This window comes from Komagataeibacter sp. SM21 (genome assembly GCF_041402665.1).
Classification (GTDB): domain Bacteria; phylum Pseudomonadota; class Alphaproteobacteria; order Acetobacterales; family Acetobacteraceae; genus Komagataeibacter; species Komagataeibacter saccharivorans.
This window is the reverse complement of record NZ_JBGLOV010000007.1, coordinates 98,570-112,008: the sequence shown is the minus strand read 5'-3', so window position 1 is coordinate 112,008 and position 13,439 is coordinate 98,570. Positions and strand designations below refer to the sequence as shown.

The 13,439-nt window shown below is 62.7% G+C and carries 12 protein-coding genes; 11 read left to right on the top strand and 1 reads right to left on the bottom strand.

Translation table 11 applies throughout. From position 1 onward, the window contains the following. Positions 1-5 precede the first annotated feature (5 nt). The 7 genes from ACBR42_RS09015 (at position 6) to msrQ (ending at position 7,071) form a co-directional block, all read left to right on the top strand. Positions 6-1,130, top strand: coding sequence for a mandelate racemase/muconate lactonizing enzyme family protein (locus tag ACBR42_RS09015; RefSeq protein ID WP_371207785.1), 1,125 nt, complete (start codon positions 6-8; stop codon positions 1,128-1,130). Beyond that, the gene (locus ACBR42_RS09010; RefSeq protein ID WP_132305944.1) at positions 1,127-2,302 is read left to right on the top strand and encodes a Xaa-Pro peptidase family protein; all 1,176 of its coding nucleotides are present in this window, start codon (positions 1,127-1,129) and stop codon (positions 2,300-2,302) included. The genes ACBR42_RS09015 and ACBR42_RS09010 overlap by 4 nt, the downstream gene beginning before the upstream one ends. Positions 2,303-2,346: 44 nt before the next feature. Beyond that, the gene (locus tag ACBR42_RS09005; RefSeq protein WP_102324370.1) at positions 2,347-3,267 is read left to right on the top strand and encodes a dihydrodipicolinate synthase family protein; all 921 of its coding nucleotides are present in this window, start codon (positions 2,347-2,349) and stop codon (positions 3,265-3,267) included. A 25-nt stretch (positions 3,268-3,292) separates the two neighbouring features. Continuing rightward, entirely contained in the window at positions 3,293-4,525 is a 1,233-nt protein-coding gene (locus ACBR42_RS09000; RefSeq protein ID WP_371207784.1) for a glutamine amidotransferase-related protein, read from the top strand. A 2-nt stretch (positions 4,526-4,527) separates the two neighbouring features. Next, positions 4,528-5,307: an SDR family oxidoreductase gene (locus ACBR42_RS08995; RefSeq protein ID WP_102324368.1), complete on the top strand. Its 780-nt coding sequence runs from the start codon at positions 4,528-4,530 to the stop codon at positions 5,305-5,307. Between the two features lie 169 nt (positions 5,308-5,476). Further along, positions 5,477-6,430: a protein-methionine-sulfoxide reductase catalytic subunit MsrP gene (gene msrP, locus ACBR42_RS08990; RefSeq protein WP_371207783.1), complete on the top strand. Its 954-nt coding sequence runs from the start codon at positions 5,477-5,479 to the stop codon at positions 6,428-6,430. A 2-nt stretch (positions 6,431-6,432) separates the two neighbouring features. Then, a complete protein-coding gene (gene msrQ, locus ACBR42_RS08985) occupies positions 6,433-7,071 on the top strand; it encodes a protein-methionine-sulfoxide reductase heme-binding subunit MsrQ (protein ID WP_371207782.1) in 639 nt (212 codons plus the stop codon). A gap of 38 nt (positions 7,072-7,109) precedes the next feature. On the opposite strand, the gene ACBR42_RS08980 is transcribed toward msrQ, so the two are convergent. Further along, positions 7,110-8,069: a helix-turn-helix domain-containing protein gene (locus tag ACBR42_RS08980; protein WP_371207781.1), complete on the bottom strand. Its 960-nt coding sequence runs from the start codon at positions 8,067-8,069 to the stop codon at positions 7,110-7,112. 220 nt (positions 8,070-8,289) lie between these two features. Between ACBR42_RS08980 and ACBR42_RS08975 the strand changes: the two genes are divergently transcribed. From ACBR42_RS08975 to xylB, 4 genes are all read left to right on the top strand, one after another. After that, the gene (locus ACBR42_RS08975; protein ID WP_132305952.1) at positions 8,290-9,255 is read left to right on the top strand and encodes a thiamine pyrophosphate-dependent dehydrogenase E1 component subunit alpha; all 966 of its coding nucleotides are present in this window, start codon (positions 8,290-8,292) and stop codon (positions 9,253-9,255) included. Between the two features lie 32 nt (positions 9,256-9,287). Next, the gene (locus ACBR42_RS08970; RefSeq protein WP_371207780.1) at positions 9,288-10,316 is read left to right on the top strand and encodes an alpha-ketoacid dehydrogenase subunit beta; all 1,029 of its coding nucleotides are present in this window, start codon (positions 9,288-9,290) and stop codon (positions 10,314-10,316) included. Between the two features lies 1 nt (position 10,317). Then, positions 10,318-11,469, top strand: a complete 1,152-nt coding sequence (locus tag ACBR42_RS08965; RefSeq protein WP_102324362.1) for an acetoin dehydrogenase dihydrolipoyllysine-residue acetyltransferase subunit — start codon at positions 10,318-10,320, stop codon at positions 11,467-11,469. A gap of 455 nt (positions 11,470-11,924) precedes the next feature. Continuing rightward, complete coding sequence (xylB, locus tag ACBR42_RS08960; protein WP_371207779.1) at positions 11,925-13,394, top strand: xylulokinase; 1,470 nt, start codon at positions 11,925-11,927, stop codon at positions 13,392-13,394. The last annotated feature ends 45 nt before the right edge of the window (positions 13,395-13,439 follow it).

The following is a 13,439-nucleotide window of genomic DNA, read 5'->3' as shown; positions in this document are numbered from 1 at the left end:
CTGTCATGCGGGTCACGCTGCATCGCGCCATGCTGACATATGCCGATCCGGCGGCGTCAGTGCATACCGCGTCCTCTGGTCCGGTGGCCGGGCTGGATACGCTATACCTGCTTGTGGATACGCCCCATGGTGCGCCCGTGGTGGGGGAGGTGCGGATAAACTGCGCCTATCTCAACGGTTATGAACCTGACGCGATCATGCGCGCAGCAGTAACCATGCTGCCCACGATCGACTGGGCGGCGGGTGCTGACGCACTGCTTGAAAGCGGGGCGGGGCAGGGGCAGATCGCACCCGTGCGCATGCTGCTTGATACCCTGCTGCATGACTGGGCGGCAAAGGCGCGCGGCGTGCCGGTGGCCCGCATGCTGGCCCCCGCCATGCCGGGCAATGCGAATGGGCCGGGAGGCGATGAAATCGCCCATGCGACAAACCAGACGCTGTTCCTCACCCCCATGGATGTCTTCCTTGCCCGTGCCGAAGCGTATGTAGCGCGCGGCTTTCGGGATCTGAAAGTGCGGCTGGGTGCTGATGCGGATGATGACATCACACGGATTGCCGCCCTGCGCGCGCGATTTGGCCGGGACGTGCATATCGCAGCCGATGCCAATGGCGTGTGGGGGGAAGACCATGCGCGCCGCATGCTGGACCGGCTGGCGACATATGACCTGTCCTATGTCGAACAGCCCGTGGCGCCGGGCGACTGGGCCATGCTGGACCGGGTCGCACGTACAAGTCCCGTTGCCATCATGCTGGATGAAAGCATGGCGTCACCAGCCGATGTGGAGCGGATCATCGATCTGCCCCGCACGGTCATGGCGCATCTGAAACTGCTGAAATTCGGTGGTATCGCGCCGGTCATGGCGGCGGTGCGACGCTTACGGGCGGAGCATGTCGGGTTCATGACCGGGCAGATGAACGAAGGGGGTATCGGCACGGCAGCGGTGCTGCATGTCGCCGCCGCCACCGCGCCGGACCATGCCGAACTCTATGGCGCGGATGGATTGTCCAATGATCCCGCAACGGGCGTGACCTATGGCGCGGGGATGGCCCGTGTATCGGCGCGGGCCGGATGGGGTGTGGATTTCAACCCCGCGGGAACAACCCTTGTAACGGAGTACATGGTAGCATGAACGCAATCGCAGGCGTGGTGCAGGGGCAGGAAGCAACCTTCCCCCGCGCCGAATATGATGGTCGCGTCGCACGGACGCGTGCGGCGATGGAAAAGGCTGGCATCGACGTGATGGTCGTGACCGGGCCGGAAAACATCTATTACCTGACCGGTCAGCAGACACCGGGATATTATACGTTCCAGTGCCTTTTGCTGCCGGTGGACGGTGATCCGGTATTCATTATCCGGCAACTGGAATATTTTAACTTCATCGCCAATACCTACCAGTCAGATGCCCGCATCTATCAGGACGGGCAGAGCCCGATGAAGCTTCTGGCCGAGGTCATCCGCGAACGCGGCTACGCCACGCGGCGTATCGGCGTGGACAAGAATGGCTGGTTTCTCTCCCCTGCTGCGTACGAGGCCCTGTGCAGCCAGCTCGGCACGGTTCATGACGCAGCCGGTATCGTCGAAAGCCAGCGTGCCATCAAATCGCCGCTGGAGGTCGAAAAGATTGCCCGTGCCGCCACCTATGTCGATGCGGGCATGCGCGCGGGACTGGCCAGCGTGCGCGCCGGGGCGAGCGAGAACGACATGGTCGCGGCCATGATGGGATCGGCCATTGCCGCCGGTTCGGAATATGTTGGGATGGAGCCGCTCGTTTCCTCCGGTCCGCGCAGCGGGGTGCCACACGGGACATGGCGGCGGCGGATGATGGTGGCGGGTGATCCCGCTTTTCTGGAAATGGCGGCGTGTCATGACCGCTATCACGCAGCCCTCATGCGTTCGGCATGGATCGGCACGCCCCTGCCCGAAGCGGTGGACATGATGAAGGTCTGTCAGGATGCGCTCGCCGCCTCCCTCGATGCGATCCGTCCCGGTGTCACCTGTCAGGAACCGCACCGGGTCTGTCAGCGCATTATCGATGCCGCCGGCTATACCGACAGTTTCCGCAAGCGGCTGGGCTACAGCATCGGCATTTCCTTCGCGCCCGACTGGGGCGAAGGCGCGATCCTGAGCCTGAATGAAGGTGAGACAACCGAACTGCGTCCCGGCATGACCTTCCATCTGCCGCCCGCGCTGCGGCTGTACGGGCGTTTTACCGTGGGCGTAAGCGAAAGCATTGTCGTGACCGAAACGGGCTGTCGCGTGCTTGGCACGATCGACCGCGCGCTGCACGCCGTCGCGGCATGATCGCGCCTTACCGCCCCTGAAACATAGAAGATACTGAAGAAAACATGAAAAATATTGATGAGAGCCGCGCCCGTCTGCACGGCATATTCAACATCACGGTAACACCCTTCGGCGCGGACGGGTCCATTGATCTGGCCGGGATCGCGCGCAGCATCGAACGTGTGCTGGGGCTGGGTTACGATGGTGTGCTGATCGGCGGCACCTATGGCGAATTTCCTGTCATGTCGCCGGATGAACGGGCGGGTCTGTTCCGGCACGTCATGGATGTTGTGGGCACGCGCGCGCCGGTCATGCTGTGCAGCGCGGATTCCGATCCGCGTGTCACGCGCGACCTGAGCATACTTGCCGGTGAACTGGGCGGCGTGCCGATGGTGATGGCGCCCTATGTGTCCGAAATCACCGATGCGCAGATACTCGCCTTTTTCCGCGAAATCGCGCCCCTGTCGCGCACCGGCACGATCATCTACAACGCGCCGGGCATCGGCATCACGCTTTCCCCCGCGCTGATCGAACAACTGGCGGAAGTCGAGGGGATTGTCGCACTGAAGCAGGGCGATCTGTCGGTCGGTGCGATTGACCGTATCGCCAATACGCTGTCGGGTCGGATCAGGCTGTTCTGTGCATCCGACCTCGCTTTCCACGGGCCGATGATGAACGGCTTCGATGGTATCAGCACAACCAATTCATGCGCGCTGCCTGAACTGGTTCTGGCCAGCTTCCGCGCGATACAGGAAGGGCGCGCGCATGAATCGCGCGACCTGCACAGGCTGTGGTACAGCTACCGCGCCCTGGCGCGCGGCATGGGACAACCGCAGACGGTCAAGGCCGCGATGGCGCTGCGCGGGTTCGATGGCGGTTCCGTGCGTCGTCCGCTGCTGGATCTGGATGCGGGGCAGAAAGCTGCCGTGGCGGAAGTGATGCGCACGATCGCGGCAGACCCGCGCGCGGGCTTTACGCTGGCTTGAACCCGGCGGCGGAGGGCAGACGGACATGGCGCTGATTGTGGTGCGGCACGACACGGGACGACCGGGGCTGTATGGCGCGGCGGCGGGTATTGTTGCCGCGCAATGCGGCGCGCGGGTCATGCATGGGCCGGTAAGGCTGGATGAGGCCCGTGATCCTGATGCCTGCCAGCATGTGGGTACCGGCCCCGACCGCGTAGCCAGTGGCCTGCTGCATGCCGAAAGGCTGACGGGGCGGCTGGTGGATGCCATCGCGACCCCCGCGCAGATTGTTGCGGCGGCAGCCACGGACGATGTCGTGGTGCCGCTGGACGGACTGCTGGATGCGGGTACGGGCTTCGTCACCGATCTGTTGCGCCGTGGCGCAGCAGTCGGGCTGCGCAGGGTCAGCGCGTATCAGGATGGTGCCGTGCTGATGTGCCGGGATGATGGGGATGGCACCGTTGTCGCCCACGCGGTCCGCGATGGTTTTGGCAGGTTCCTGCCCGAAACGCATGGTGCAGGGGGAGCGGAAGCCGGACGGGTCAGTGTAGTGCTGATCGGCAGGCCGGTCACGCATCACGAGGTCTATCCCGGTGCGCTGGCCGCATTGGGGGACGCGACCGATGCGCTGGGGATCGGGGTGGATGTGACGTTTGTGGACCCGGCAGCCGCTGACGATGATCCCTGTTACACAGCCCTGACGGATTTTGATGGCATGCTGCTGCCCGGTGGCGCGGCGGTTCCCGGTGCGCGCGGGCAGGTTCGGGCCGCCACCGTCGCGCTGGAAAGTGGCGTGCCCGTCATGGGCCAGTGTCTGGGCATGCAGACCATGGTAACCGCCTTTGCCCGGTCGCGCGCGGGGCTGCCCGATGCCACCATGGCGGAAATCGCGGGCGGGGCTGCGGGAGTACACAGTTTCATCCCCCATCCGCATTACCGTCTGGGCACGGGTAAACTTTCCCCGGTCCCGGATACGGTGCTGGGGGCAATGCTGGTGGATGGGGCGGCATGCGTTCGCAGCAACCACCGTTATGTCCTCAATACCCGGTTATTGCCGGGACTTGTCGCCGCAGGACTGCGGGTCGGGGCATGGAATGATGATGCGGACGTGGTCGAAGGGATCGAGGTTCCTTCACACCCCTTCTACATGGGCATGCAGGGCCATCCTGAACTGTCCTCCATCCCGGGCAGTCCCCATCCCTTATGTGTTGCATTCCTGCGCGCGGCCCTGACGCGGCGCGACGGGCGTGCGGAAGCGGAAAACAGGAAAGAACGGTAGAAATGGATCTGGGTATTTCAGGGCGTCTGGCCCTTGTCATGGGCTCCAGTCAGGGACTGGGACTGGCCAGCGCACAGGCGCTGGCGCGTGAGGGCGCACGGGTTATCCTGACCGGGCGCGACCCGGCCCGGCTGGAAGCGGCATGCGCCAGCATCCGTGATGAAGGCGGCGAGGCGGAGGCCCGTGTGGTCGATTTTTCGGATGCCGTGCAGTGTGCGGCGCTGATGGACGGGCTGGATCAGGCAGGCGTGGATATTCTGGTCGTCAATGGCGGGGGGCCGCCGCCCGGTCCGATCGCCGATGTCGCCCCCGAAGTATGGCGCGCGCAGTTCGACAGCATGGTGGGCGTGCCGATGCGCATGGCGCAGGCGGTCCTGCCGGGCATGCGGGCGCGTGGCTGGGGGCGGATCATCAATATTGTCTCATCCGGTGTGGTACAGCCCATCCCCAATCTGGGGATTTCCAATACATTGCGCATGGCCGTGATCGGCTGGGCCAAGACACTGGCGGCGGAAGTGGCGGCGCAGGGCATTACGGTCAATTCCGTGGTGCCGGGGCGTATCCATACCACCCGCGTTGACCAGCTTGACGCCGCCGCATCAAGGCGTACCGGTAAACCGGTCGAAGACATAGCAGCAGCCTCCCGCGCGACAATTCCCATGCAGCGTTATGGCCGACCGGAAGAATTTGCCGATGCCGTGGCCTTTCTGGCCAGCGCGCGGGCGTCGTACATGACCGGTGGAATGGTCCGTGTCGATGGCGGCATGATCCGCAGCACATAGAACAGCGCGCGGTTTTAAGACCGGTAAAGGCCGGGCCATGATACGCATGGCCCGGCTTTTTCGTCTGCGGGTCTTTTCAGGCTATCATGGCGGCCCGGATACCGGCGCGCATCGGGATCGGGCCAGCCGCGTTATGGCTGTTGATAAATAGCTGTGGAGAATGCCTGTCATGGCCCGCTGGTCCTATCCGCGCCCGTCACCGGGTGAAATCACGCCGCGTTCCGTATGGCTGGGACGACGGCAGATGCTTGCCGGTGCCGCCGTCACGGCAGCGGGATGGGGGGCAGGGCGTGCATCACACGCCTATGGGGCCGGGCTGCATACCCGTCCCGGCCCGTTTCAGGCGACGGAAAAGCCCACGCCGTTGACTGATGTGACGCATTACAACAATTTTTATGAATTCGGTCTGGATAAAAGCGATCCGGCAACCTATTCCGCCGCATTCCAGCCGCGTCCGTGGACACTTTCGGTAGAAGGTCTGGTCGCCCATCCCCGTGTATGGGATCTGGACCAGTTGATCGCCAGCATGCCGATGGAGGAACGTCTCTACCGCATGCGCTGTGTCGAGGCATGGTCCATGGTCATACCATGGGATGGGTTTGCGTTGTCGGAACTGCTCCGGCAGGCGGAACCGCTGGGGAATGCCCGTTACGTGTCGTTTGAATCCGTTGTCAGGCCGGACCAGATGCCCGGCCAGAGATCGGGGCTGGATTCATTGTCGTGGCCCTATGTCGAAGGATTGCGACTGGATGAGGCGATGAACCCGCTGACCATCCTTGCCGTGGGGCTGTATGGGGAAATGCTGCCAAACCAGAACGGTGCGCCCGTGCGGCTGGTCGTGCCATGGAAATACGGATTCAAGGGGATCAAGTCGATTACCCGCATCCGTCTGGTGGCCGACATGCCCCCGACGATATGGAACCGGATGAGCCCGGATGAATACGGCTTCTATGCCAATGTTAACCCCGAAGTCGATCATCCACGCTGGAGCCAGTCATCGGAACGGGTGATCGGGGCAGGGGGATTTTTTGGCGGGGGACGCAAGAAAACCCTCATGTTCAACGGGTATGGCGAACAGGTGGCCAGTATGTATGCCGGTATGGACCTGCGGACCAGTTACTGACCATGCCGCGTATTATCCGGTCGGGCCGTAATCATGTGGTCGTACCCTGGCGGGGAGAGGTGTGGATTATCGCACTGCTCGGCCTGCTGCCTGCCGCCGTGTATTTCTGGTACGGTGCGCAGGATCGGCTTGGTCCGGACCCGGTCAATGTATTTGAACGCTGGCTTGGGTTGTGGGCGGTGCGTTTTCTTGTCCTGACCCTGCTTGTAACGCCGCTGCGGGTGCTTGCGGGTTACAGCCTGCTGCGTTACCGGCGCATGCTGGGGCTGCTGGTTTTTGCGTATGCGTGCCTGCATGTGGGGACCTATGTCATACTGGACCAGCAGGGTAATCTGGGCGTGCTGGTGCAGGATATTACACACCGCCCCTTCCTCTTGCTCGGGTTTGTGGCCTTTGTTCTTCTGTCGCTGCTGGCGGCGACATCCACTAACTGGTCCATGCGCAGGCTGGGGCGACAGTGGGGCCGACTGCACCGCCTTGTGTATGGCGTCGCCCTGCTGGTGGCCGTGCATTTCCTTATGGCGTTCAAGACGTATAACGCCACCAGCGTTGGTTATGCGGCAATACTGGGGATGCTGGTTTTATGGCGGGTGCCGGATTTGTGGCGTAAGCGCATGCGCCGTGTCCATGAAGGGAAGTAACCGGTTTATTGTGGATGAGCGGAATTGTCCGCTGTCTTTCAGGCTCGTTTTGCGCTGGGCGTGCCCGCAAGGTTGCGGATCTTGCGGTGCAGCGTCGAGCGGCTGATCCCCAGCATGCGCGCGGCCACGGCAACCTTGCCGCGCGCGCAGGCCAGCGCCGTATCAATGGCCATGATCTGTGCTTCGCGCAGCGGGGCGGCCGTCACGGGGCCTGTCGCATTGTCCAGCAGACACATGTGGATTTCCTGCGCCGTCGCTATGCCCATATGCTGGCGCGCGGCATGGGTGGCCCCCACCACCCGGCGGTCCTGATCCAGCGCCAGCATCGGCGTGGACGTAGCATCCGCCATGCCCAGCAGCATGATGGCATGGTTGCGGTAGACATCCATGAAACAGGCCTGTTCAATCTGGCGTGCAGCCTGTAGCAGGCTGCTGCTGACCAGTGCATTCATTGTGCTGTTTTCTGCCGTGACATGGAAAGTACTGGCGTTGAGGGCGCCCGCCAGACGACCGGATGCGTCATAAACGGGCATGGCGATACAGGTCAGCCCGTGCAGCCCGCTGCGCCAGTGCTGGTTACGATGCACGCTTGTGCCGCGCTGTTCCGCAAGGCAGGTGCCGATGCCGTTCGTTCCCACGCTGCGTTCGTTCCATATGGCGCCCGGCCACAGGTGCCACCGGCGGCAGCCGCGCTGGATCGAACGCTCCGCGCGATGCATCACGACCACGCCCGATGCGTTGGACAGCATGACGGTATAGCCCCCCGGTTCCAGCAGACCGTGCAGGCGGTCCATTTCAGGTCCGGCGAAATGCAGCACTCGCCCCACCTGCTGGCTGCACTGGCGCAGTTCCGCGCCGGACAGCACATCGGGCAGGGTGGGAGAAGCCGGGTCAAGACCGTAGTCGTGCTGACATCGCCGCCACGAAGCATCCAGCCCCGCATGCAGCGCGGCAGGAGCCGATGAAACGGGTGAGACGACGCGGGAACGGTTCAGCATGCGGTTTCTTTGCGCCAGAACGATATGGTTGAGGTGGCGGCTAAACACGCGGCGAGGTGTCGCGGTTTCGCGACACTTTGGACCATGCCCGTCACATGGGTGTGAAACGGGGGCGGGTATCCTTGCCCGTGCGTCGTGTCCGGGTGTGTGCTGGTGCCGTGCCCGCCCGCATGTGTGCGTTCCTGTCTGGCGGGTCCTGAAAAGAACAAGGGAAATACCCATGCAAATAGCGCGTGAAACGCTGCTGCGCTCCTACCGGGCCATGCGCACGATCCGCATGTTTGAAGAGCGCCTGCATGTAGAATTCGCAACCGGCGAAATTCCCGGCTTCGTACACCTGTATTGTGGTGAGGAAGCCTCCGCCGTGGGCGTGTGCGCCAATCTGACGGATAAGGACACCATCGCCAGCACCCATCGCGGCCATGGCCACTGCATAGCCAAGGGCGTGGAAGTCAGCGGCATGATGGCCGAAATCTATGGTCGCAGCACCGGCGTATGCCGGGGCAAGGGCGGGTCGATGCATATTGCCGACCTGACCTGCGGCATGCTGGGGGCAAACGGGATCGTGGGGGGTGGACCGCCGCTGATCTGCGGGGCCGCCCTGTCGCACAAGACCCTGCGCAATGGTGGGGTGGCGGTCGCATTTTATGGTGATGGCGCATCCAACGAAGGATCGACCCTCGAAAGCCTCAATCTGGCTACGGTGTGGAAACTGCCAGCCGTATTCGTGGTGGAAGATAATGGCTACGGGGAAGCGACGGGTGCTTCCTATGCCTGCGCGGGCACCCAGCAGGCGCGGGCGGCGGCCTTTGGCATGCCGTATATGGAGTGTGATGGTTCGGACTATTTTGCCGTCCATCAGGCCGCGGGGGAGGCCATCGCCCATGCGCGCGGCGGGAACGGGCCGGTCATGCTGCATGTCCATCTGGCCCGCTGGTATGGTCATTTTGAAGGCGATGCGATGACCTATCGCGCACCAGATGAAGTGGCCGAGGCCCGACGCGACCATGACTGCCTGAAACTGTTCCGCCAGCGCGTGACGGAGGCGGCCCTGTTCGAGGCCAGCGCACTTGATGAAATCGATACAGCCGTCGCTGACGAGATCGAGGCCGCCGTAAGGAAAGCCAAAAGCGATCCGCTGCCGCAGTCGCCCGACCTGCTGGCCGATGTGTATGTGCGGTACTGATCCGGTCCCTCCAGCTACGAAAGAAACACATAATGAGCAAAAAAAGCTTTCGTCAGGCCATTAACGAGGCCCTGCGGCAGGAAATGCGTCGTGACCCGACAGTGGTCCTGATGGGCGAGGACGTGGCCGGTGGCCGGGGCGGGTCCGCCGGCATAAAGGATGCGTGGGGCGGTGTGCTGGGCGTGACCAGGGGACTGCTGGAAGAGTTCGGGGACAGTCGCGTACTCGACACCCCGATTACCGAGGCATCCTATATCGGTGCCGCCGCCGGTGCCGCCGTAACCGGCCTGCGCCCGGTGGCGGAACTGATGTTTGTCGATTTTGTCGGCTGCTGCCTTGACCAGATCATGAACCAGGCCGCCAAGTTCCGGTACATGTTTGGCGGCAAGGCGCGCACCCCGCTTGTCATCCGCGCCATGTACGGCGCGGGTTTCAATGCCGCCGCCCAGCACAGTCAGGCGCTGTACCCCCTCTTTACCCATATTCCGGGGCTGAAGGTGGTGATCCCGTCCTCCCCTTATGAGGCCAAGGGCCTGCTGATTTCAGCCATCCGGGACGATGATCCCGTCATCTTCCTTGAAAACAAGGTGATGTATGACGATGAGGAGGACGTGCCGGACGAGGCCTATACCATCCCGCTGGGCGAGGCGAACCTGACGCGCGAGGGAACCGATGTCACCATCGTCGCCTTTGGCCGTATGGTGGGCTACGCCAATCAGGCCTCTGACCGGCTGGAAAAAAAGGGCATAAGCTGTACGGTCATCGACCCGCGCACCACATCGCCGCTGGATGGTGAAACAATACTGGAATCAGTGGCGGAGACGGGGCGTCTGGTTATCGTTGATGAATCCAGCCCGCGCTGCAACATGGCGACCGATATTGCAGCTTTGGTGGCGGAAGAGGCATTCGATACCCTGCGCGCGCCCATCCGCCGCGTGGTACCGCCGCATACGCCGGTTCCCTTCGCTACCGTGCTGGAAACGCTGTACCTGCCCAGTGTGGAAAAGATCGAGGCGGCGGTGACCGCCACCATGAAACATCGTGTAGTGGAGAAAGTCTGACATGACGCAGGACATCACCCCCATTACCATGCCCAAATTCGGCCTTGCCATGACGGAGGGCAAGATTGCCGGATGGATGGTTTCCCCTGATTCGGACATAAAGACCGGCGATGAACTGGTTGATATCGAAACCAGCAAGATCACCAATACCTTCGAAAGCCCCGTGACCGGCAGGCTGCGGCGGCAGGTCGCCAGCAATGGCGAGATGCTGCCCGTTGGCGCGCTGATCGGTGTCGTGGCGGATGCGGCGGTAACGGACGCGGATATTGATGCGTTCATCACCCGTTTTCAGGCGGATTTCGCTGCGTCCTCGACCGATCAGGGCGCGGATGCGAAGACGGATGAACCCACCACGCTGACCGTGGGCGGCCATACCCTGCGCGTGCATGACCGGGGGGAGGGGGATGAAATACCGCTCCTGCTGATCCACGGTTTTGGCGGTGACCTGAAGAACTGGATGCTCAATCAGGCAGCACTGGCGCAGGGGCGGCGGGTCATCGCCTTCGACCTGCCGGGGCATGGTGGGTCATCAAAGGATGTGGGACCGGGCACGCTGGCCTTCTTTGCGGAGGTCACGGTCCAGTTGCTGGCCGAACTCGGGCTGACGCGCGTGCATGTGATGGGGCATTCCCTCGGCGGTGGCATTGCGCTGACGCTGGCGCATGTCGCACCGCAAAGCGTTGCCTCGCTTACCCTGATCGCACCCGCCGGTCTGGGGCCGCAGATCAACATGGATTTCATCACGGGCTTTATCGAGGCCGATCGTGTCCGCACCCTGCAGGACGTGCTGAAATACCTTGTGCATGACAAGACCCTGATCGGCCGCCGCATGGCGGATGATGTACTGCGCTACAAGCGCCTTGATGGTGCGGAAGCAGCCCTGCGCAAGGTCTCGGCCGCCTGCTTCCCCAATGGCAGGCAGGGTGATGACCTGCGACCGGTTCTGGAGGCCACAAGGATTCCGGTAACGCTTGTATGGGGTCAGGAAGACGAAATCCTGCCTGTAGCCCAGTCGGAGGGACTGCCCGCCGGTATCGTGCGCCACATCCTGCCCGATATCGGGCATATGCCGCAGTTGGAAGCCGCGGATACACTTAACGGACTGGTCACGACATGTATGAAGGATGCCAGTCTGGAAAAGACCGCATCGTAAGGGGCGGGAAGCCTTCATTACTTCAACCATACCAGATTGAGGGGGAGGGGCATGACCTCTCCCTTTTCTGTTGGGGCCATGTCTTTTTGCGTGTAGCGCGGAGACGTAAATCTTATGTGCCGCCGTGGTCAGCAGACACTCATACCGGTTCCCGATGGAGCGTATTGGCCCTGATATATTAAGTCATGATTGGGCAATAAAATGTTTTTTACCGGATGGATAGTTTAACCCACCCTGCTGGGTGGCGTTGTTTTGTGCATGGAAGTCCTTTTACTGTCCCATCACCATGCGTTGCATATGGCTGTCGGGAAGAAATTTCCGGCGCTTTACCTCACTACAAGGTGCGCGCGCCGGACTTGCCATGCGTCAGGTCCTATGCCTTCACTGGTCGGCATAAAGACGCGGCAAAACAATAATAGCTACGCTGGCATGCCAGTTAAGGCACGGGAATAATAATGTTTGTCGGAATTGATCTGGGTACTTCTGCCCTGAAAGCTGTTCTGGTCGATGGCGACCAGCAGGTTAAAGGCAGCCATACGCATCCGTTACGTGTCTCCTCCCCCCATCCCGGCTGGAATGAACAGGCGCCGGAGGACTGGTGGACTGCCCTGCTGGCGGCAATGGATGCCCTTGCCGCCTCCTGTCCACGCGAAATGGCGGCGGTAAAGGGTATTGGCCTGTCCGGTCAGCAGCATGGGGCCGTTCTGCTGGGGCGTGACGGTAATGTGCTGCGTCCGTGCATCCTGTGGAACGATGTGCGTGCGGCAGCGCAATGCGCCACGTTCGAACACCGGTTTGCGCAGTCCAGACAGGTCTGCGGAAACATGGCCATGCCCGGCTTTACAGCCCCTAAACTGATATGGGTGGCGCAGAACGAGCCCGATATCTTCGTCGCCACCCGGCACGTCCTGCTGCCCAAGGCATGGCTGCGTTACCGCATGACCGGCGAGATGATCGAGGACATGTCCGACGCATCGGGTTCCCTGTGGCTCGATGTCGGCAACCGCTGCTGGTCGGATGGGGCGCTGGCCGCGACTGATCTTACGCGCGACGCCATGCCCGCGCTGGTTGAAGGCACGGCGCGCGCAGGCGTGCTGGATGCCGGACTGGCGCGACGGTGGGGCATGACTACCCGCCCCGTTCTGGCGGGTAGTGCGGGGGACAATGCCGCCGGTGCGGTGGGACTGGGGGCGGTGCGTGCCGGTTCGTCCTTCCTGTCGCTGGGGACCTCCGGTGTGGCGTGGGTGACGACGGACCGTTTCCGTCCGCATCCGCAAGGCGGCATCCACGCTTTCTGCCATGCCGTGCCGGATATGTGGCATCAGATGGGCGTCACGCTTTCCGCCGCGTCCTCGCTGGCGTGGTGGGCGCGGACCACCGGCATGGGGGAAGCCGCGCTTCTGGCTGAACTGCCGGATCGGATTACCCGTCCGTCCCCCGTCATTTTCCTGCCCTATCTGTCCGGGGAACGTACGCCGCACAACGATGGCGACATTCGGGGTGTCTTTGCGGGTCTGTCCCATGGCACCACGCGCGCCGACATGACACAGGCTGTGCTGGAAGGGGTTGCGTTCTCGTTCCGGGATGTCGTGGACGTGCTGGCCGATGCCGGGTCGGTCCTGCACGAAGCCGATGTGATCGGCGGCGGGTCGGGCAGCAGGACATGGGTCTCCATTCTGGCCAGCGTGACCGGTCTGTCACTGCACCGGCTGGCGCATGGGGAACAGGGCGGCGCCTTTGGCGCGGCCCGTCTCGCGCGGATCGCCGTAACGGGCGAAGCGGTGGAGGCCGTATGCCTGCCACAGCAGCGCAAGGAAACCTTACATCCCGATGCCGAACTTGCGGGGGCGTATGCGAGCGCACTTGCGCGCTACCGTGCGCTCTATCCCTGCATCCGTTCGGCCATGACGGTCCGCACGGCCTGAACCGTCATATTGCTGGCAAGATGTCACGGTAGGGGAACGATGGAA